Origin of the sequence: Pseudomonas sp. P97.38, assembly GCF_001269745.1 — a bacterium.
Taxonomy (GTDB): Bacteria; Pseudomonadota; Gammaproteobacteria; order Pseudomonadales; family Pseudomonadaceae; genus Aquipseudomonas; species Aquipseudomonas chlororaphis_E.
Genome location: NZ_LHVJ01000009.1, coordinates 149,607 through 168,002 on the forward strand (window position 1 = coordinate 149,607; position 18,396 = coordinate 168,002).

Annotated in this window: 18 protein-coding genes; 9 read left to right on the forward strand and 9 right to left on the reverse strand. The window is 64.3% G+C overall.

Annotation, left to right across the window (positions count from 1 at the left end):
• The first annotated feature begins 47 nt into the window (after nt 1-47).
• Nucleotides 48-1,547: an AMP nucleosidase gene (gene amn, locus AD664_RS02685; RefSeq protein WP_161796129.1), complete on the forward strand. Its 1,500-nt coding sequence runs from the start codon at nt 48-50 to the stop codon at nt 1,545-1,547.
• Between the two features lie 70 nt (nt 1,548-1,617).
• Nucleotides 1,618-2,253, forward strand: coding sequence for a pseudouridine synthase (locus AD664_RS02690; protein WP_053144203.1), 636 nt, complete (start codon nt 1,618-1,620; stop codon nt 2,251-2,253).
• Here AD664_RS02690 and AD664_RS02695 read toward each other — a convergent pair.
• Both AD664_RS02695 and AD664_RS02700 read right to left on the reverse strand, forming a co-directional pair.
• Complete coding sequence (locus tag AD664_RS02695) at nt 2,248-2,457, reverse strand: DUF2788 domain-containing protein (RefSeq protein ID WP_042732667.1); 210 nt, start codon at nt 2,455-2,457, stop codon at nt 2,248-2,250. The genes AD664_RS02690 and AD664_RS02695 overlap by 6 nt on opposite strands.
• Nucleotides 2,458-2,607: 150 nt before the next feature.
• Nucleotides 2,608-3,087, reverse strand: a complete 480-nt coding sequence (locus tag AD664_RS02700; RefSeq protein WP_025215622.1) for an Lrp/AsnC family transcriptional regulator — start codon at nt 3,085-3,087, stop codon at nt 2,608-2,610.
• Between the two features lie 573 nt (nt 3,088-3,660).
• Between AD664_RS02700 and AD664_RS02705 the strand changes: the two genes are divergently transcribed.
• Complete coding sequence (locus AD664_RS02705; RefSeq protein ID WP_053144205.1) at nt 3,661-4,665, forward strand: DUF6515 family protein; 1,005 nt, start codon at nt 3,661-3,663, stop codon at nt 4,663-4,665.
• A 54-nt stretch (nt 4,666-4,719) separates the two neighbouring features.
• Here the strand turns inward: AD664_RS02705 and AD664_RS02710 are convergent, their stop codons facing one another.
• The gene (locus AD664_RS02710) at nt 4,720-5,613 is read right to left on the reverse strand and encodes a cation diffusion facilitator family transporter (RefSeq protein ID WP_053144211.1); all 894 of its coding nucleotides are present in this window, start codon (nt 5,611-5,613) and stop codon (nt 4,720-4,722) included.
• A 28-nt stretch (nt 5,614-5,641) separates the two neighbouring features.
• Nucleotides 5,642-6,061, reverse strand: coding sequence for a hypothetical protein (locus tag AD664_RS02715; protein WP_042731233.1), 420 nt, complete (start codon nt 6,059-6,061; stop codon nt 5,642-5,644).
• Nucleotides 6,062-6,156: 95 nt separating this feature from the next.
• On the opposite strand from AD664_RS02715, the gene hrpB reads away from it, so the two are divergent.
• Nucleotides 6,157-8,676, forward strand: coding sequence for an ATP-dependent helicase HrpB (gene hrpB, locus AD664_RS02720; RefSeq protein WP_053144213.1), 2,520 nt, complete (start codon nt 6,157-6,159; stop codon nt 8,674-8,676).
• Between the two features lie 19 nt (nt 8,677-8,695).
• Here hrpB and AD664_RS02725 read toward each other — a convergent pair whose 3' ends face one another.
• The 3 genes from AD664_RS02725 to AD664_RS02735 all read right to left on the reverse strand — a co-directional run bounded on the left by AD664_RS02725 (nt 8,696) and on the right by AD664_RS02735 (nt 11,858).
• Complete coding sequence (locus tag AD664_RS02725; protein ID WP_053144215.1) at nt 8,696-9,955, reverse strand: hypothetical protein; 1,260 nt, start codon at nt 9,953-9,955, stop codon at nt 8,696-8,698.
• 72 nt (nt 9,956-10,027) lie between these two features.
• Nucleotides 10,028-11,107 (reverse strand): endonuclease/exonuclease/phosphatase family protein, encoded by a 1,080-nt coding sequence (locus tag AD664_RS02730; RefSeq protein ID WP_053144217.1) that lies wholly within the window; start codon nt 11,105-11,107, stop codon nt 10,028-10,030.
• Between the two features lie 88 nt (nt 11,108-11,195).
• Nucleotides 11,196-11,858, reverse strand: coding sequence for a YciC family protein (locus tag AD664_RS02735; protein WP_053144219.1), 663 nt, complete (start codon nt 11,856-11,858; stop codon nt 11,196-11,198).
• Nucleotides 11,859-12,032: 174 nt separating this feature from the next.
• Between AD664_RS02735 and AD664_RS02740 the strand changes: the two genes are divergently transcribed.
• The 3 genes from AD664_RS02740 to AD664_RS02750 all read left to right on the forward strand — a co-directional run bounded on the left by AD664_RS02740 (nt 12,033) and on the right by AD664_RS02750 (nt 14,023).
• Complete coding sequence (locus AD664_RS02740; protein ID WP_053144221.1) at nt 12,033-12,785, forward strand: DUF2076 domain-containing protein; 753 nt, start codon at nt 12,033-12,035, stop codon at nt 12,783-12,785.
• Between the two features lie 125 nt (nt 12,786-12,910).
• Nucleotides 12,911-13,390, forward strand: a complete 480-nt coding sequence (locus tag AD664_RS02745) for an NYN domain-containing protein (protein WP_030140338.1) — start codon at nt 12,911-12,913, stop codon at nt 13,388-13,390.
• 21 nt (nt 13,391-13,411) lie between these two features.
• The gene (locus AD664_RS02750) at nt 13,412-14,023 is read left to right on the forward strand and encodes a PolC-type DNA polymerase III (RefSeq protein ID WP_047736323.1); all 612 of its coding nucleotides are present in this window, start codon (nt 13,412-13,414) and stop codon (nt 14,021-14,023) included.
• A gap of 124 nt (nt 14,024-14,147) precedes the next feature.
• Here AD664_RS02750 and AD664_RS02755 read toward each other — a convergent pair whose 3' ends face one another.
• Nucleotides 14,148-14,600, reverse strand: a complete 453-nt coding sequence (locus AD664_RS02755) for an Lrp/AsnC family transcriptional regulator (protein ID WP_042728456.1) — start codon at nt 14,598-14,600, stop codon at nt 14,148-14,150.
• Nucleotides 14,601-14,762: 162 nt separating this feature from the next.
• Here AD664_RS02755 and yedA point away from each other — a divergent pair, with 162 nt between their 5' ends.
• Nucleotides 14,763-15,665 carry a drug/metabolite exporter YedA gene (gene yedA, locus AD664_RS02760; protein WP_053144223.1) on the forward strand — a complete coding sequence of 301 codons (903 nt, stop codon included), beginning with the start codon at nt 14,763-14,765 and terminating at the stop codon, nt 15,663-15,665.
• A 58-nt stretch (nt 15,666-15,723) separates the two neighbouring features.
• Nucleotides 15,724-17,061, forward strand: coding sequence for a DEAD/DEAH box helicase (locus AD664_RS02765; protein ID WP_053144225.1), 1,338 nt, complete (start codon nt 15,724-15,726; stop codon nt 17,059-17,061).
• Nucleotides 17,062-17,118: 57 nt separating this feature from the next.
• Here AD664_RS02765 and AD664_RS02770 read toward each other — a convergent pair whose 3' ends face one another.
• A complete protein-coding gene (locus tag AD664_RS02770) occupies nt 17,119-18,363 on the reverse strand; it encodes a TIGR03862 family flavoprotein (RefSeq protein WP_157061531.1) in 1,245 nt (414 codons plus the stop codon).
• Nucleotides 18,364-18,396: the final 33 nt, after the last annotated feature.

Consider the following 18,396-nt stretch of genomic DNA (forward strand, 5'->3'; position numbering starts at 1 on the left):
TCGAGTCCACTACGCCACTGTTCCCGTCGGGCGGCGATGCAGGCAAGATGAGGGCCTGCAAGTCAGAACACAGGAAGCTGATCGTGACCGAAGCGTTTATTGTCGTTCAAACCGCCGAACAAGCCGTGGATCGCCTGGCGGCCCTGCACGAGCGTGCGACCACCGCGCTGAACCAGGCGCTCATGCGTTATCTCAAGGACCGTATCGAGCCGGATGCCGAGCAACGTGCGCTGTTTCGCTACCCCGCCCTGCGCCTGACCTACCACTGCCACGGTGAAGTTCCGCAAACCACTCGCGCCTACGCCAAGGTCCAACTGCCGGGCACCTACTGCGTGACCGTCACCCATCCGGCCGCGTTCCGTAAATACCTGCTTGAGCAGTTGGTCCCGCTGATGCACGACTTCACCGTCACTGTCGAAGTGGGCGTCAGCGAGCAGAACATTCCCTATCCCTACGTGGTGGAACAGGGCGACGAGCTGGCCGGTTCCGGCGTGACCGCCGCGGTGCTGGCGCGGGTGTTCCCCAGCACCGACCTGTCGGCCGCCACCGATGGCATCGCCGACGGCCTCTACGACTGGGAAAACACCGACCCGCTGCCCCTGGCGCTGTTCGACGCCGCCCGGGTGGACTTTTCCCTGCGTCGGCTGGTGCATTACACCGGCAGCGATTGGCGCCATGTGCAGCCCTGGATCCTGCTGACCAACTATCACCGCTATGTCGACCAGTTCATCGTCCATGGCCTTGAGCAACTGCGCAGCGACCCGCGCTTCGTGCGCATGGTGTTGCCGGGCAACGTGATCATCGACAAGCACATGGACCACAGCGAAGCCTCGGCCATCGCCGCCGGGGTGGTCTGGCACCGCTACCAGATGCCCGCCTACCACTTGCAGGCCAGCGATGGCCACGGCGTCACGCTGGTGAACATCGGGGTCGGCCCGTCCAATGCCAAGAACATCACCGACCACCTGGCGGTGTTGCGCCCGCATTGCTGGCTGATGATCGGCCACTGTGGCGGGTTGCGGCAGTCCCAGACCATCGGCGACTACGTGCTGGCCCACGCCTACATGCGCCGTGATGGCATCCTCGACCGAGTGGTGCCGCCGAATATCCCGATCCCGGCCCTGGCGGAGGTGCAACTGGCGCTCCAGCAGGCCGCGGCGAACATCACCGGGGAAAAGGGCGACGAGTTGAAGAAGCGCCTTCGCACTGGCACCGTGCTGACCTACGATGACCGCAACTGGGAGCTGCGCTGGGCCCAGGAACGGCCCTTGATCAACCTGTCCCGCGCCGTGGCGGTGGACATGGAAAGCGGCACCATCGCCGCCCAGGGCTATCGTCTGCGGGTGCCGTACGGCACGTTGCTGTGCGTTTCGGACAAGCCGCTGCACAGTGAGATCAAGCTGCCGGGGTCGGCCAACGCGTTCTACGAGCGGGCGGTCAACCAGCACTTGAAGATCGGCATCGCCGCGCTGGACCTGCTGCGCACCGAACTCAACTCGCTGCATTCGCGCAAGCTGCGCAGCTTCGACGAGCCGCCGTTCCGCTGATCCGACGGTGGTCATTTGACGGTCGGGCCACTAGCATGGGTGGCCCTGACCGTTAGATGTTGTATTCGCCATGCCCCGTCCGCCACATCCCGCCTCCCGCCGCCCTGGTGCGAAACCCCAAGCCAGTGCCCCGCGTCGTGCCGCCAAGGCACCGCCGGCCGAGCCGAAGCTGATCCTGTTCAACAAACCCTTCGACGTGCTGACGCAATTCAGCGACGGTGAAGGGCGGGCGACGCTCAAGGATTTCATTGACGTGCCTGGCATCTACCCGGCCGGGCGGCTGGATCGCGACAGCGAAGGGTTGCTGTTGCTGACCAACGATGGGCAACTGCAGGCGCGCATCGCCGACCCCCGGCATAAGCTGGCCAAGACCTATTGGGTGCAAGTGGAGGGGGAGCCGAGCGCCGAGCAATTGCAGCGTTTGCGCGAGGGGGTGGAGCTGAACGACGGCATGACCTTGCCGGCCGAGGCTCGCCAGTTGGATGAGCCGGCGTTGTGGCCGCGCAACCCGCCGGTGCGTTTTCGCCTCAGCGTGCCCACGAGCTGGCTGGAGCTGGTGATCCGTGAAGGGCGCAATCGCCAGGTGCGCCGCATGACGGCGGCGGTCGGCTTGCCGACCCTGCGGCTGGTGCGGGTCAGGATCGGTGACTGGACCCTCGAAGGGCTCGATCAGGGCCAGTGGAAGGAAGTGCCGGCGCGCTTATAACGCCCCGGTTTCGATCAGGCCGATCACCACGCTCTTGATGACGAACGCCGCGACGCCCAGACCCAGCACGAAAAACAGGATGAACGAGCCGAAACGCCCGGCCTTGGATTTTTTCGCCAGGTCCCAGACGATGAAACCCATGAAAATGATCAGGATGCTGACCAGGCCGGTCATCATCCACTCTTCGAAAACAGCAGGATCCATCAGGACACTCCGGCGTAAGCGGGGTTGAAAAGTCGCGGCGAGTATACGGCATGAGGCGCGGGCGCGGGATTGGCCTGCGGCGGTGTGTCGCAGCTATCCATCGGCTGACGCGTTGTGGCGAGGGAGCAAGCTCCCCCGCCACAAAAGCGGTCAGCTGCGCAGGTGAGTCAACGGCAGCTCGGTGCTGTTGAGTACCTGGTTCAGCACGAAACTTGACCGCACGCTGGTGACGCCATCGATCCGGGTCAGGTGCCCCAGCAGCAGTTTCTGGTAGTGGTCCATGTCCGGCACCACCACCTTGAGCTGGTAGTCCGCGTCCATGCCGGTGACCAGGCTGCATTCCAGCACCTGGGGCAGGTTGCGGATCGCCGCTTCGAAGTTTTCGAAACGTTCGGGGGTGTGGCGATCCATGCCGATCAGCACATAGGCCGTCAGGCTCAGGCCGAGCATCTTGCGGTCGAGCAGGGCGACCTGGCGGGTGATGTAGCCGTCGTCTTCCAATTGCTTGACCCGGCGCGAGCAGGGCGAGGGCGACAGGCCGATGCGCTCGGCCAGTTCCTGATTGGAGATGCGTGCATCGCGCTGCAATTCCGCCAGAATACTCAGGTCGTATCGGTCGAGTTTGCTCATCGGTCGGGCCTTTATCTGGATAATTGCGGAATATTATCTATCCAGGGCTAAAAATTGCGCAAGCCATGTTTATTTGAGCAATATTCGCAATCATCTGTCGGCGCCCCAGGCCTATCCTTATCACCAAGATCACTGCTCGGACAAACAGTCCAGTGCAGCCCGCCCAATCCGGCCGGCTGCGGTCGCAGCACCCACCGGTGCTAGTGGCCTGTACGGCTAATTCGTGTGCTCAACTTCGAGTGCCAGTGTTTGCCACGCAAGGCGCCATGACGAGTCGTAGCCCGCTACGGCGAGGAATGGCAACGCAGCGAGGCAAGCTCTGGCGCCGAAGGTGAGTGCTCGAATTAGCCACACAGGCCACTCATGACCCCCGAGCTGCACACTGTCCAGAAGACGGCGTGAGGTGAGCCGACGTCAAAAGCGTCGAGCACGGACTAGATTCTAAAGGGGAGGCCGACGGGCCTCCCTTTTTTATGCCTGCGAAATAAACCTCGTGGCTGATAACCTGTCGCAGAACCGGCCTGGGGGTTTCCCAGTCTTATCATCAGGCCCTGAACCGTCGTGAGGAATAACATGAAGTCGCGCATCTGGCGTTTGGCAGGTGTTGGTCTGTTGTGGGCAAGTGTCAGTGCGCAGGGAATGGCCGATGATCAGCAAAACCGCGGAGGCCCGGACGGCGGCCGTGGCTACGATCCGCGCGGCGGCAACGACCAGGGCCACATCGAGCAACCTCGGTCCCGGAACAACGAGATCATCCGAGGCGACAACAGCCGGCAGTTCGAGCCGGGTGCCCAGCGCCAGGGCGGCCCTTCCTATGATCGAGACCCCCGTGACCCCAATGGCTACGGCCGGCCGCCGTCGCCGCCGGGCAATAACTTGCCGATCCAGGGGCGACCCGACAGCGTGAACCAGACCCGTGAACCGCAACCGGGGTATTACCGCGATATCCCGCGTCGCGGCGATGGCTATCCCAACGGCGGGCCACGTCCAAGCCATGACAACCGCCCTGAACAGCATTGGCCCGGCCGCCCGGACGGGCACGGCAATGGCTGGGGCCCAGGCCCGCAATATCGCCCGGGGTACGTGATCGACCGCTTCCCGGATCGCAACTACCGCGTGCCTTATCGTGGCCAGGATTATTTCTATTCCGGCGGCTACTGGTATCGCCCGCAAGGGCCACGCTATGTGGTGGTCGCGCCACCGCGCGGCATTCGTACCCGGTATCTGCCGGATTACGCTCGAGAGGTGTGGATCGGCAGTTCGCTGTTCTTTCTCGCCGCCGGCGCCTATTACGTCTATGAGGCCAACACCCAGGATTACGTCGTGGTCGAGCCGCCGGTGGCCAACCCGCAACCTCAACCCCAGGGCAACAGCTACGACGTGGTGGCTTATCCGGCCAACGGCCAGTCACCCGAGCAGGTCAACCAGGACGGCTACGACTGTTATCGGTGGGCGGTGCAGCAGAGTGGTTTCGACTCGCGCAACTACACCTATCCACCCGCGCCGGAGGTGGTGCAGACCTACCGGCAGGCCCAGGGCAGTTGCCTGAGCAGCCGTGGTTACCAGGTGAGTTACTGAAGCGTCAGCGCCCTTTGTGGCGAGGGAGTGTGCTCCCTCGCCACAGGCGGCGCATCAGGCCCTCGCGCCCTTGACCACTTCCGACGGGTCGGCGTGCACCAGCACTTCGGCCTTGGGGTAAGCGCGATGGATGGCGTCGGCGGCCTGGTCGCTGATGCCGTGGGCGATGGACAGGGTCAACTCACCCGGCAGTTCCAGGTGCAACTGCACGAACCAGTGGTTGCCCGAGATCCGCGTACGCAGGTCATGGGCGCCCAGCACGCCGGGTACGGCGCAGGCCAGTTCCAGCATGTGCTGGCTGACGTCCGGGGGCAGTTCTTCATCCATCAGCACCGCAAAACTTTCCCGGCCGATCTGGATGGCGCTCCACAAAATGTAGGCGGCAATGCTCAGGCCGAACCAGGCGTCGAGTTGGTACCAGCCGAACCCGGCGAGCACCAGGGCGATCAGGATGCTGCCGTTGAGCAACAGGTCGGAGCGATAGTGCAGCGAGTCGGCACGCACGGCATTGGAGCCGGTGGCGCGAATCACCCGATGTTGCAGCGCCAGCAGCGCCACGGTCAGCGCCAGGGAAAACACGATCACACCAACGCTGAGCCAGGGCGCCTCCACCGGAACAGGCTGCTTCAGGCGCTCGATGGCCTGCAACCCGATCAATACGGCACTGCCGCCGATGAACAGCGCCTGGGCCATGCCCGCCAGGGATTCGGCCTTGCCGTGTCCGTAGCGATGGTCATCGTCGGCGGGGCGCAGGGCGTAATGCACCGCCAGCAGATTGAGCAGCGAGGTGACGCCGTCCAGTGCCGAGTCGGTCAGGCCGGCGAGCATGCTCACCGAACCGCTCAGCCACCAGGCCAGCGCCTTGGCGATTACCAGGATCAGCGCCACGGCCACCGAGGCACGGGTGGCCAGGCGCAGCAGGCGCGCGTGTTCAGTCGCCGTGGTCATGGTGCGCTCGCTCCTTCAGTGGCGTCCTTCATGCGGCGGGTTTGAGACCGAGTGCGGCCAGTTGCTGTGCGCTGCCCTTGTGCTGGATCAGGCGCGGGTCGTCCAGTGGGAAGCTGCGGCCCAGTTCGCGTTCCAGGATCGCCTGCAACACGTGGTTATTGACTGTGCCGTCGGGGTTGATGGCCGGCTTGAGTTTTTCTGGCTCGATCTGGACGCTTTTTCCCGGCTCGAAGTAAATGGCGCCGGTGGCGAAGTCCACCGCGAACGCGATCAGGCCGGGAATGATGTAGAACAGCAGGCCGACGGCATCGAGCGCGGCAATCGCCGGGTCGATCTTGCCGTCGATCTGGCCACGGCGGTCGGGGTAGAAGATCGAGCCGCAGGCGCTGAGCTGGGTCAGCAGGGTAGCGACCAGGACGCCGCCGATCACGCGAAAGGGAATACGCATCACAATCTCCTGAGCAGATAAAGGCGTTGCTGGTTGGAGTCCAGACCACGCTAAACAGTTCGCCGTTATACTCGGCCCTCTGTTTTGGAGCCAGCATGATTTCTTTGCCGATCGATGAAGTTTTACCCGCCCTGCGCCAAGCCTTGGCGTCCCGCCATGAAGCCGTGCTCGAAGCGCCGCCCGGTGCCGGTAAAACCACCCGTGTTCCCTTGGCCTTGCTGGACGAGCCCTGGCTGGCCGGGCAGACCATCCTCATGCTCGAACCGCGGCGCCTGGCCGCCCGGGCAGCGGCCGAGCGCCTGGCCAGCGAGCTGGGGGAAAAGGTCGGTGAAACGGTCGGCTACCGGATCCGCCTGGACAGCAAGGTGGGGCCCAGGACCCGCATCGAAGTGGTCACCGAAGGCATCCTCACCCGGCGCTTGCAGGACGACCCGGCGTTGGAAGGCGTGGGGCTGCTGATTTTCGATGAGTTCCACGAACGCAGCCTCGACGCCGACCTGGCCCTGGCCCTGAGCCTCAATGGCCGGGAGCTGTTTCGCGACGACCAGCCGCTGAAGATCTTGCTGATGTCCGCCACCCTCGAAGGCGAGCGCCTGGCCGGGCTGCTGGGCGATGCGCCGATCCTGCGCAGCGAAGGGCGCATGTTCCCGGTCACGGTGCGTTGGGGGCGTCCGTTCCAGCTGGGCGAGTACATCGAGCCACGCCTGGTGCAGACCGTGCTGGAAGCGCTGCACGATGAAACCGGCAGCGTGCTGGTGTTCCTGCCCGGGCAAGCGGAGATCCGCCGGGTTCACCAGCAGTTGGCCGACGCCCTGGGCGAGGGCGGCAATGTCTTGCTGTGTCCCTTGCACGGTGAACTGGATCTTGCGGCCCAACGCGCCGCCATCGACCCCGCGCCGCCGGGCCAGCGCAAAGTGGTGCTGGCGACCAACATCGCCGAGACCAGCCTCACCATCAATGGCGTGCGGGTGGTGGTCGATGCCGGCCTGGCTCGCGTCCCGCGTTTCGATCCGGGCAGCGGCATGACCCGGCTCGACACCCAGCGCATCTCCCGCGCCAGCGCCACCCAGCGGGCCGGCCGGGCGGGGCGCCTGGAGCCGGGGGCGTGCTATCGATTGTGGTCCGAAGACCAGCACGAACAATTGGCCGCCTACGCCAGCGCGGAGATTCTCTCGGCGGACCTGGCCGGGTTGGCCCTGCAACTGGGCCGCTGGGGCATGGCGCCGCAGCAACTGGTGTGGCTCGACAGCCCGCCGGCCGCGGCTTATGCCCAGGCCCAGGACCTGCTGCAACGACTGGGCGCGCTGGAAGGCGAACAATTGACCCGCCACGGCCAGGCCATGGCCGAACTGCCTGCCCACCCGCGCATCGCCCATTTGCTGTTGCGCGGCCAGGCGCTGGGGTTGGCGGACATGGCCTGCAACGTCGCCGCGCTGTTGGGCGAGCGCGACATTCTGCGCGGCGCTGGCGCGGACTTGCACAGTCGCCTGGTGTTGCTCTCCGGCGAAGAACGGGCGACTCGCAGTGCCCAGGGCGGCGTGCAGCGGGCGCGGCAACTGGCCCGGCAATATCGCGGTTATTTACGAGGCAAAGCCGAACAAGCCGTCGCCGATCCCGATCACCCACGCTGGCTCGGCGCCTTGCTGGCGCTGGCCTATCCGGACCGCGTCGCGCAACAGCGGCGGCCCGGCGGCGCGGAGTATCGCTTGGCCAACGGCCGCGCGGCTCAGTTCGCCGAGGCCGACAGCCTGATGAAACATGCGTGGCTGGTGGTCGCCGACCTGGGCAGCCGCCAGGGCCAGCGGGAAGAACGGATCTACCTGGCGACGGATATCGACCCGGCGCTGTTCGACTCGGTGCTGGCCGAGCAGGTGCGCACCGTGGATCAACTGGACTGGGACGAGCGCGAAGGCGTGCTGCGTGCCGAGCGCCAGCGCAAGGTCGGCGAACTGGTGCTCAGTCGCGAGCCGCTGACCGGCCTGGACGAGGCGTCGCGCAGTCAGGCGTTGGTGAACCTGGTGCGGCGCAAGGGCCTGGAACTGTTGCCCTGGACCCCGGAACTGCGCCAGTGGCAGGCGCGGGTGGCGCTGTTGCGCCGGCTCGACCTGGAGGCCAAGGGCGAGAGCGAATGGCCGGACGTCAGCGACGGGGCATTGCTGGACAGCCTCGAAGACTGGCTGATGCCGTACCTGGGACGGGTGTCGCGCCTCAGTCATTTTGCCAACCTGGACCTCTCGAGTATCGTCCACAACCGCTTGCCCTGGCCGCTGCCGCAACGCTTGGATGAACTGGCGCCGCACCATCTGAGCGTGCCCTCGGGGTCGTCGATCCGTCTGGACTACAGCGAACACCCGCCGATCCTGGCGGTGCGCCTGCAGGAGCTGTTCGGCCTGGCCGACACCCCGCGCATCGCCGGTGGCCGCCAGGTCGTCAAGCTGCACCTGTTGTCACCGGCGCGCCGGCCGGTGCAGGTCACCCAGGACCTGGCGAACTTCTGGCGCAGCACCTACGCCGAGGTGAAGAAAGACCTCAAGGGCCATTACCCCAAGCATTACTGGCCTGACGATCCGCTGGTGGCGGAGGCGACGGCGCGGGCCAAGCCGCGCAAGGCCTGACGATGCGTCGGCGTTGGACTCAAGCCGGTTTCGTGGCAGGCGGCTGGCTCAGGTGCCTTTCCACGATGTCTGCAATCAAGAGGCCTATTTTCTCGCAGAAGGTCACCGAGAGTTGGCCGTTGGTGTATTGGAGCCTGGCGGGGGCGAGCGATTCGTCGCTTTCGGTCACCCCTTTTGCCACCGCATAGCCGTTGATCGAGACCGTCAGGCGCACTCTCTTGACGGACAAGCCATCGCCAAAATCCTTTTGCAGGACGTCCGCCGGAACGGTTCCTGAAATCCTGGGGTCCGACAGCGGTGAACCGGCCTGCCTGTCGTAATGGTTGAAGAAGCGCTCGATGAGCACCCCGTCCGCCCGCTTGAAAGTGAATGTCAGGTTGTCGAACAGCCTGTGCGGGTCGAACGCCTGGGTGCGCAGGCAGAACGTCAGGACCTTCAGGATGATCTGCGAGCCTTTGAAGAGAGGATCGCCGGCGGGCGGGTGAACGGTTTCGCAAAAATGCAGTCGGGTCAGGTACAGGCAATCGTCCTTGACGAGGATGTTCAGGTCGATTCTGGGCGGCATGGTTTTTATCCCGGCCGCTGCGATGCCATACCATTCGTAGAAGCCACCGAACCTGTCATGGATAGGAGTGTTGGGCCTGCGCCCGTTGTTGATGTCGGATTCGTAGTAGAGCATGTCGGAACACACGGACTCCGCCAGTTCTTCAGTCGGCGAAATGTGTGCCCAGTCCCAATGCTGGATGGACGTGAAGCGTTGGTCTTCGGTTTGAATCTTGCTTTTGAGGTGGTGCGTCCCGGAGCCGGCCAGGTAGCAGGTGCCAAAGTGCTCGGTGGTCACCGTGGCTTCGGGGCGATGGACATAGGCGCGCCGGCCGCCTTGTCCATCCAGCAGCACACCCAGCATGTGGAAGGCGCTCGCGGTCGCGCCCATGCTCATCAGGACCTGATCGATCATGGCCGCCTCAATCAGCGCGTCGGGTTGATAGCCGAGCTTGATCTCGATGGATTGTGATAACGCCACCCAGAATTCATAGGCCGACCGGCAGTCCCCGGCAAAGGCGAGCATGCCGCTGTGGTTCGGCAGGAGGTAGGTTTTACGCCCCATGCGGGCGATATGGAACGGCCCGTCCTGGTCATGCCAGTCAGTCGGTATCAGCCCCAGCGAAGGCACCCAGACAGACATTGACTGGCGCTTGTCCGGCCCGTCGGCGCTGATCAGGCAATCGGCGATCAGGTGGGGGTCATGCTCAGGGTTGATCAGCGCGATGACGGTCATGGGGAGTTCTCCAGGTGAGTCCGATCAGTGGGGCGTGCATTCCATGGGCGGCTGTCAGGGCTGGCGGAGTGGCTAGGGGGCGGCCGGCAACAGAAACCGTGCAATCACCGGCAGATGGTCCGAGATCCGCAATGTGTCGTCCTGGCGTACCTGGGCTTGCACCCGCTTGATCCGCGGGCTGTAGAACAGGTAGTCGACGGTGCGGTCAGGGCCGTTGAGGCCCGGGTCGTTCGGGTAGTGGGTCAGCCAGTGCTCGCGGTCGATGCCGCTGGCTTCGTTGTTGGTGGGGATCATCGGGTACTTGTCCCACAGCAGGTGCAGGGCGCTGTCGGCGGAGTAGGGCGTGCGCTGTTCTACCGGCAGGCGTCGGTATTGGCCGAGGGGCAGCAGGTTGAAATCGCCGCCGATCAGCCACGGCGTGCCGGACGATTCGAGTTTGTCCAAGGCCCTGGCCACGGCGGCCACTTGCCGGGGCAAGGTCTCGTCCGGTTCGGTGGCCCGTTCCAGGTGGGTGTTGAGCACTGCCAGGCGACCACCGTCCTTGAGCGCCAGGTAACTCACCAGCAGGGCATCCTTGGGTTGGAATTGGCGACTGATGAAGTTGGCATCGGCCACCGGCAGTTGCACCCGTTCGGCGTGGTCGATGCGATAGCGGCTCAGCGTCGCCAGTTGTCGACCGACACTGCCGAAGATATGCGGGTCGGGGATGAACTCGGCCTTCCAGTCGAAGGCGCTGGTGGCGCAGGGGTAGAGATCGGCCAGGCGCTCCTGCAACAGCTTGAGCTGATCCTGGTAGTCGCTGGCCTTGGCGCCATGGTCCAGTTCCTGGAGCAGGACGATGTCGGGTTGCTCGTCGCGAATGACCCGCGCCACTTCATCGAGGCTGAAGGCCATGTCTTCCAGGGTCGGACTTTCGTCGTCGCCCTGGGCCAGATCGTGCCAGAACACGTAGCGCTTGCCGGCCAGGAACTGCACGTTCCAGGTCATCACCTTCAAGGCCTGGCCGGGCATCAGTGGCGCTGCGTTGGCGGCGCAACTGACCGGCAGGGTTTCCCGGGGGTGTGGGCGCCAGGTCGAACCGTAGATCGCCAGGGCGGCCAGGCACAGGATCAACAGCAGGCCCAGCAGGGTATAGCGCAGTAGACGGGTCATGGCTCAGCTTATGGGCGAACGCAAAAGTGAGCCCGAGCATAACCGAGAGCGGTTTCCAAGCCCAAGCCCGGGACTTGCGCCGCGTGGCTCAGCGGTTCTCGGGCCTTGCTTCGAGCAGCATGAAGATGCGGAACAACACCACGCTGGTGAACAGTTGCAGGAAGCTGTGGACGCTGTCGATCAACAGGCTGATGACCGGGTTCAGGGGGCCCGGATACGCCGAGACACTGGCGCCCTTGAGCAGCCACAGCGGCGCCATCACGCAGAGGATGCACGCCAGGATCCGCCAGAAATTGCCGCGGCTCATGGCCAGGCTTTCCTTCATGGCGGCCAGCGGCGTCAGGCCTCTGAGCACCAGCAGGTATTCACTGAAGGCCAGGGTCACCATCAGCCACAGGCCCGGCAGGAAGTACAAGGTAATGCCCACCAGGATCAGCAGCGTGTTGAGGGCGGTCAACAAGGCAAAGCGTGGCCACAGGGTCAGTGCCGTGGCGAGCAGGTCGCGCGGGCGTGGCGCCTCGCCGCGGCTGCGGGCGTCGAGAAACAGAATCAGCGCGGCGGTATAGAGCGGATACACCAGCAGCCCGACGATCACGCTGTAGCCGGGAAAGCCTTCCGGGCCGACGGCGCTGTCCACGCCTTGCTGCAGCAGGGCCTCGAGTATGACCAAGGGCAGGCACAGCTGGGCGATCCGGCCCAGATGGCGCTTGGAGAAATACAAAGAGTCGCGCAGCACGTCAAACGGATTCATGGGTCGCATCGCAGGTCTAAAAGCGGTCCGACACTTTAACCGATCAGGTGCCCGCACAAGCAAACGTAAACATCTGGTAAAGACCGTTGAAACCGCCCAGGCAAGCCCCATTACTGATGGGCACCGGTCTTGTGATCGGAATGGTTTTCTACCCGGCAATCTGATGAGGTCGCCATGAACAGCGAAGAACAAACCCTGATCGATGGACTGTTTTCACGGCTGCAACAAGCCGAAAAGGATTCAGCCCCGCGCGACGCCCAGGCCGAGGCGCGGATCAAGGAACACCTGGCGAGCCAGCCCGCCGCGGGCTATTTCATGGCCCAGGCGATTCTGGTGCAGGAGGCCGCGATCAAGCGTCTGGATGAGCAGAACCGGCAGCTCGCCCAGCAAGTCGAGCAATTGCAGGCCGAGCTGCAGCAGGCCCGGAGCCAGGCGCCGGCATCAAGCAGTGGTGGCGGTGGTTTTCTGTCGAGTATTTTCGGCGGCAGCAATCGCGACGCCCGTCCGGCGAGCCCACCGCCCTCCAGCGGTGGCGGCTGGCGCGAGCCGCCCCGGTCGTCTTTCAATGCCCCGGCCCAACAAGGCTTCAACGCGCCGCCGGGCAATTATGGCGCAACGCCACAGCAGGCCCCGGCGGCGAGCAGCTTCCTGGGCGGTGCGCTGAAAACCGCCGCGGGCGTGGCCGGTGGCGTCATGCTGGCACAAGGCATCAGCAGCTTGTTTCACAGCGGCCAGCAACCCCAGGAGATCGTCGAAGTCATCAAGGAAGAGCCCGCTCAACCGGTCAATGACACCGGTGACAACGGCTGGGGCGATGACCAGCGCGTGGCCGATAACCAGGCGTACGGCAACGATTCGGATGGTTTCAGCGACGCCGACTACAGCGACGACGGGTCCTTCTTCGGCGACGACGACTCCTTCGTCTGACCTGCCATTCGTCCGGGGCGCCCTGGCGCCTCGGGCCGATTATTCGCGGAACATTCCCCTTGGCTGGCATACTGGCGACTTTTCGGGCCAGATGGCCTGCGCTCGTGCAGCCAAGAGGAAACGCGGTGAAGAAAATTGCAGTGTTCGCCGATGTCCAGAACCTCTACTACACGGTGCGCCAGGCCTACGGTTGTCACTTCAACTACGCCGCGCTGTGGGCCGATGTCAGCAAGCAGGGGCAGATCGTCGAGGCCTATGCCTATGCGATCGACCGTGGCGACAGCAAGCAGCAGCAGTTCCAGCAGATCCTGCGCAACCTGGGCTTCACCGTGAAGCTCAAGCCCTACATCCAGCGCAGCGACGGCTCGGCCAAGGGCGATTGGGACGTGGGCATCACGCTGGACATCATGGACGCCGCCGACCATGTCGATGAAGTGGTGCTGGCCTCCGGCGATGGCGATTTCGACATGCTGCTTGAACGCATCATCAGCAAGCATGGCGTGCAGGCGGTGGCCTATGGCGTGCCGGGGCTGACCGCCAACTCGTTGATCCGCGCCGCCAGCCGCTACGTGCCCATCGAAGGCGCGTTGTTGCTCAAGAATTGATTTTTACGGAGTTCAGCAGGTTTGGAACGCATCGCAGTCATCGACTTTGAAACCACCGGCATCACTCCCAGCAGCAGTTGCCGGGCCACCGAGATTGCCGTGGTGATCCTCGAACAGGGCCGGATTGTCGACCGTTACCAGAGCCTGATGAATGCCGGTGTGCGCGTTCCGGCCTTCATCGAGCAACTGACCGGCATCAGCAACGCCATGCTGCGCAGCGCTCCGCCGGCCGAGAAGGTGATGAACGAGGTCAATGAGTTTGTCGGCATCACGCCGCTGCTGGCTCATAACGCCGCGTTCGACCAGAAGTTCTGGGACTTCGAACTGGGACGAATCAAGCGCACCCGCCTGCAGAACTTCGCCTGCTCGTTGCTGCTGGCCCGGCGCCTGATGCCGGCTGCGCCGAACCACAAGCTCGGCACGCTCAACACCTTCGCCGGCCTGCCCCACACCGGCCAGGCGCACCGGGCCATGGCCGACGCCGAAATGGCCGCCAACCTCACCGCGCATCTGGCCTCGGAGCTGCGGCAAAAGCATGGGTTGCAGACGTTGTCCCATGATCTGTTGTGCCGCCTGCAGAAAGTGCCGGCGGCCAAGATCAATGAACATCTCAAGCGCCATCGCGGATTCTGAGCGCACCACAGAACCCTTGTGGGGGCGGGCTTGCTCGCGAATGCGGTGGGGCTGTCGGTAAATGTGCGACTGATACACCGCATTCGCGAGCAAGCTCGCTCCCACGCAGGTGGGTCAGTGATCCTTATTTCCCGTTGCCCTCCAACTGCCCCAGTGGCACACGCTTTTCAATGGCGCTGGACAGCACGATCGAGGTCTTGCTGAAGCCGAACTTGGCGATGCGGTTGATCAGTGCTTCCAGCTCCGGCATCGAACCCACTGCTGCCTGCATGATCACGCAGGGGTCGCCGGTTACCCGGTGGCATTCGGTCAGTTGGGGGATCTTGCACAAGTCGTCGTACGCCTTCTGGTTGCCGTGCTGGTTCATCCGCAGTTCGATCACGCACTGCACCGGCAGGCCGATCTTCGCCATGTCGACCTTGGCCTGATAGCCGGTGATCACCCCGCTGGCCTCCAGCTTGCTGACGCGCTCGGCCACGGCCGGCGCCGACAGGTTCACTTTGCGGGCCAGGTCGGCGTAGGAAGCCCGGCCGTTTTCCAACAGGGCGGCGAGCAGCATGCGGTCGTATTTATCCACAGGTAGGCCTTCCAACTGACATGACTTTCGAAAGCACGGTTTATAGCGTCGATCTCCTTGTTTTGAAAAGTGTATGGCTGCGATAAACAGGTTTTGTAGCTTATTTTCCGCTCGTCGCCTTTCTAGAATAGCGGCTCTCCTTGTCCTGACTTCGAGCTGACCATGCCGGGCCTACGCCGTTTTCCTCTGCCATTGATCGCTGCCTTTTTTGCCTTGTATGTCATCTGGGGGTCGACCTATCTGGTGATCCGCCTCGGCGTCGAGCATTGGCCGCCGCTGCTCCTGGCGGGTATTCGCTTTGTGTTGGCCGGGTCGTTGATGTACGGCTTTTTGCGCTGGCGTGGGGCACCGGCGCCGACCTGGGCGCAGTGGAAGGCCGGTGCCCTCATCGGCGTGTTGCTGCTCAGCTTTGGCAACGGCGCGGTCAGCGTGGCCGAGCACTCGGGCGTGGCGTCCGGGGTGGCGGCCCTGGCCGTGGCCACGGTGCCGTTGTTCACCTTGCTCTGCGGATATTTCTGGGGCGCGCGTAATACCCGTCTGGAATGGGCCGGGATCGTGCTTGGCTTGATTGGCATCGCCATGCTCAACCTGGGTTCCAACCTGCAATCGAGCCCGTTGGGTGCGACTTTGCTGTTGTTCGCGGCCGCGTCCTGGGCCTTTGGCTCGGTGCTGAGCAAACACGTGCCGCTGCCGGCGGGGGCGATGGCCAGCGCCATTGAAATGCTGGTGGGCGGCGTGGTGCTGCTGATCGGCAGCTTCGTCAGTGGTGAGCACCTGGAGCGCGTACCGCCGTTCGAGGGCTGGTTCGCGCTGGCCTACCTGACCTTCTTCGGTTCGATCATCGCCTTCAACGCCTACATGTACCTGCTCAAGCATGTCCGTCCTGCGGCGGCCACCAGCTACGCCTACGTCAACCCGGCGGTGGCGGTGTTGCTGGGTATCGTGTTTGCCGGCGAGACCATCGGCATTGAAGAGGCCTTGGCGATGCTGGTGATCATCAGCGCCGTGGTGCTGATCGGGCTGCCCCAGTGGCGCAAGCCCAAGCCTGCGCCGGTCGAATCCTGAATTGAGGTAAACTGCCGCGCATTGCACACCATGCGCTGACTTTTCCTACGGTATTTCCATGACTTTCGCCTCCCTTGGCCTGATCGAACCCTTGCTGCGCGCCCTCGACGCGCTCGGCTACCAGACCCCGACCCCGGTGCAGGCCCAGGCCATGCCGGCGGTGCTGGCCGGTCGTGACCTGATGGCCGCGGCCCAGACCGGCACCGGCAAGACCGCCGGTTTCGCCGTGCCGCTGTTGCAGTTGCTGACCACCGAAGGGCCGAAAGTGGCGGCCAACTCGGTGCGGGCGCTGATCCTGGTGCCGACCCGCGAACTGGCCGAGCAGGTCCATGAAAGCGTGCGTGAATACGCGCAGAACCTGCCGTTGAGCACCTACGCGGTGTACGGCGGCGTCAGCATCAACCCGCAGATGATGAAGCTGCGCAAAGGCGTCGACCTGCTGGTCGCCACGCCGGGGCGCCTGCTCGATCTGTTCCGCCAGAACGCCCTGAAATTCAACCAGCTGCAGACCCTAGTGCTGGACGAAGCCGACCGCATGCTCGACCTGGGTTTCTCCGAGGAATTGGCGAATATCTACCGGGCGCTGCCGAAGAAGCGCCAGACGTTGCTGTTCTCGGCGACCTTTTCCGACGCGATCCGCTTGCTGGCCGGGCAGATGCTCAACGACCCGCTGAGCATCGAAGTGAGCCCGCGCAACGTGGCGGCCAACACCGTCAAGCAATGGGTGGTGACGGTGGACAAGAAGCGCAAGCCGGAACTGTTCGTGCACTTGATGCGCAAGGACAAGTGGAAGCAGGTGCTGGTGTTCGCCAAGACCCGTAACGGGGTCGATGCGCTGGTGGAAAAACTCCAGGGCCTGGGCGTCAACGCCGATGGCATCCATGGCGACAAGCCCCAGGCCACGCGCCAGCGTGCCCTGGACCGTTTCAAAGTGGGTGAGGTGCAGATCCTGGTCGCCACCGACGTTGCCGCTCGTGGCCTGGATATCGAGGATTTGCCGTTGGTGGTGAATTTCGACCTGCCGATCGTGGCCGAGGACTACATCCATCGCATCGGCCGTACCGGTCGGGCGGGCTCGACCGGGCAAGCGATTTCCCTGGTCTGCGCCGACGAAGTGAATTTGCTGTCAGCCATCGAAACCCTGACTCGTCAGACGTTGCCTCGGCAAACGGAGCATGATTTCGAGCCGGAACACCGGGTCCCGGAAACCGACGCCAGCGGCCAGGTCATCAAGAAACCGAAAAAGCCGAAGAAACCGAAAGCCACCGGCGGTGGCGGCAAGCGCAACCTGGGCAAATGGGTGGACAGCGGTGATGCGGCGCCGGTGGAGCCTTCGGTCAAGCCTGTGCGTAAAGTGCCGGTGTTCAACACCGGGCCGCGCAAGCGCAAACCTTAGAGGGGCAGCGGCAAGCTGCAAGCTACGAGCTGCAAGTGGACGCGCCAGGCTCGTAGCTTAAACGCTGCTGTCTCGAAGAAACTCCACCATTCCCAACCCCGCTGCCCGGCCGCTGGCAAAGCACGCCGTGAGCAGGTAGCCGCCGGTCGGCGCTTCCCAGTCGAGCATTTCCCCTGCAACGAACACCCCCGGAACGGACTTCAGCATCAGGTTCTCGTCCAGGCCGCTGAACACCACGCCGCCGGCACTGCTGATGGCTTCATCCAGCGGACGAGGCTTGACCAGGGTGATGGGCAGGGCCTTGATGGCCTGGGCGAGCCGTGCTGGGTCGGCGAAGGCGTCGGCGGGGGTGAGTTCGCGCAGCAGTGCGGCCTTGACCCCATCCAGGCCCAACTGGCTGTGCAGATGCTTGGCCATCGAGCGTGAGCCGCGTGGCTTGCCCAGGGCCTGGGAGACTTTGTCCACAGGCCGGCCAGGCAGCAGGTCCAGATGGAGCGTGGCGCTGCCGTGTTGGTTGATGGCCTCGCGAATCGACGCCGACAAGGCATAGACCAGGCTGCCTTCCAGGCCGGTGGCGGTGATCACGCATTCGCCCAGGCGCGGCACATCGTCGTCCAGGCCCAGGGCAACGTTCTTCAGCGGCGCACCGGCGAACTTGCTGACCAGCAGTTCGCTCCAGGCCTGGACGTCGAAGCCGCAGTTGCTCGGTTGCAGCGGTGCCAGGGTGACGCCGCGTTGTTCCAGGGGCAGCATCCACGCGCCGTCGGAGCCCAGGCGCGACCAGCTGCCGCCACCCAGCGCCAGCAGCGTCGCGGCGGGTCGCACCGTGTGTTCGCCTGCCGGCGAGGCGATCTTCAGGCTGCCGTCGGCGTTCCAACCGAGCCAGCGATGGCGCGTGTGGATCGCCACGCCGCCGTCGCGCAAGCGCTTGAGCCAGGCCCGCAGCAGCGGGGCGGCTTTCATGTCGGTGGGAAAGACCCGGCCGGAACTGCCGACAAAGGTGTCGATGCCCAGCTCATGGATCCAGCGGCACAACTCATCGGCACCGAAGCTGCGCAGCAACGGTGCGAGGTTCGCTGCGCGCTCGCCGTAGCGGGCCAGGAACGCCGGAAAGGCTTCGGAGTGGGTGATGTTCATGCCGCCGACACCGGCCAGCAGGAATTTGCGACCCACGGAGGGCATGGCGTCGTACACATCGACCTGGATCCCGGCCTGGCTCAATACCTCGGCGGCCATCAGGCCGGCGGGGCCGCCGCCGATGACGGTGACGTTTGGAGGGGTGGATGGGCCGGTCGAGGTCATGATGGGCGCTGACAAAGAAGTGAGTAGGCGCGG

Excerpts from the sequence above, each read along its gene's own strand:
- amn (WP_161796129.1), top strand. The coding sequence starts at position 48 with ATGAGGGCCTGCAAGTCAGAACACAGGAAGCTGATCGTGACCGAAGCG.
- AD664_RS02690 (WP_053144203.1), top strand. The coding sequence starts at position 1,618 with ATGCCCCGTCCGCCACATCCCGCCTCCCGCCGCCCTGGTGCGAAACCC.
- AD664_RS02695 (WP_042732667.1), bottom strand. The coding sequence starts at position 2,457 with ATGGATCCTGCTGTTTTCGAAGAGTGGATGATGACCGGCCTGGTCAGC.
- AD664_RS02700 (WP_025215622.1), bottom strand. The coding sequence starts at position 3,087 with ATGAGCAAACTCGACCGATACGACCTGAGTATTCTGGCGGAATTGCAG.
- AD664_RS02705 (WP_053144205.1), top strand. The coding sequence starts at position 3,661 with ATGAAGTCGCGCATCTGGCGTTTGGCAGGTGTTGGTCTGTTGTGGGCA.
- AD664_RS02710 (WP_053144211.1), bottom strand. The coding sequence starts at position 5,613 with ATGACCACGGCGACTGAACACGCGCGCCTGCTGCGCCTGGCCACCCGT.
- AD664_RS02715 (WP_042731233.1), bottom strand. The coding sequence starts at position 6,061 with ATGCGTATTCCCTTTCGCGTGATCGGCGGCGTCCTGGTCGCTACCCTG.
- hrpB (WP_053144213.1), top strand. The coding sequence starts at position 6,157 with ATGATTTCTTTGCCGATCGATGAAGTTTTACCCGCCCTGCGCCAAGCC.
- AD664_RS02725 (WP_053144215.1), bottom strand. The coding sequence starts at position 9,955 with ATGACCGTCATCGCGCTGATCAACCCTGAGCATGACCCCCACCTGATC.
- AD664_RS02730 (WP_053144217.1), bottom strand. The coding sequence starts at position 11,107 with ATGACCCGTCTACTGCGCTATACCCTGCTGGGCCTGCTGTTGATCCTG.
- AD664_RS02735 (WP_053144219.1), bottom strand. The coding sequence starts at position 11,858 with ATGAATCCGTTTGACGTGCTGCGCGACTCTTTGTATTTCTCCAAGCGC.
- AD664_RS02740 (WP_053144221.1), top strand. The coding sequence starts at position 12,033 with ATGAACAGCGAAGAACAAACCCTGATCGATGGACTGTTTTCACGGCTG.
- yedA (WP_053144223.1), top strand. The coding sequence starts at position 14,763 with ATGCCGGGCCTACGCCGTTTTCCTCTGCCATTGATCGCTGCCTTTTTT.
- AD664_RS02765 (WP_053144225.1), top strand. The coding sequence starts at position 15,724 with ATGACTTTCGCCTCCCTTGGCCTGATCGAACCCTTGCTGCGCGCCCTC.
- AD664_RS02770 (WP_157061531.1), bottom strand. The coding sequence starts at position 18,363 with ATGACCTCGACCGGCCCATCCACCCCTCCAAACGTCACCGTCATCGGC.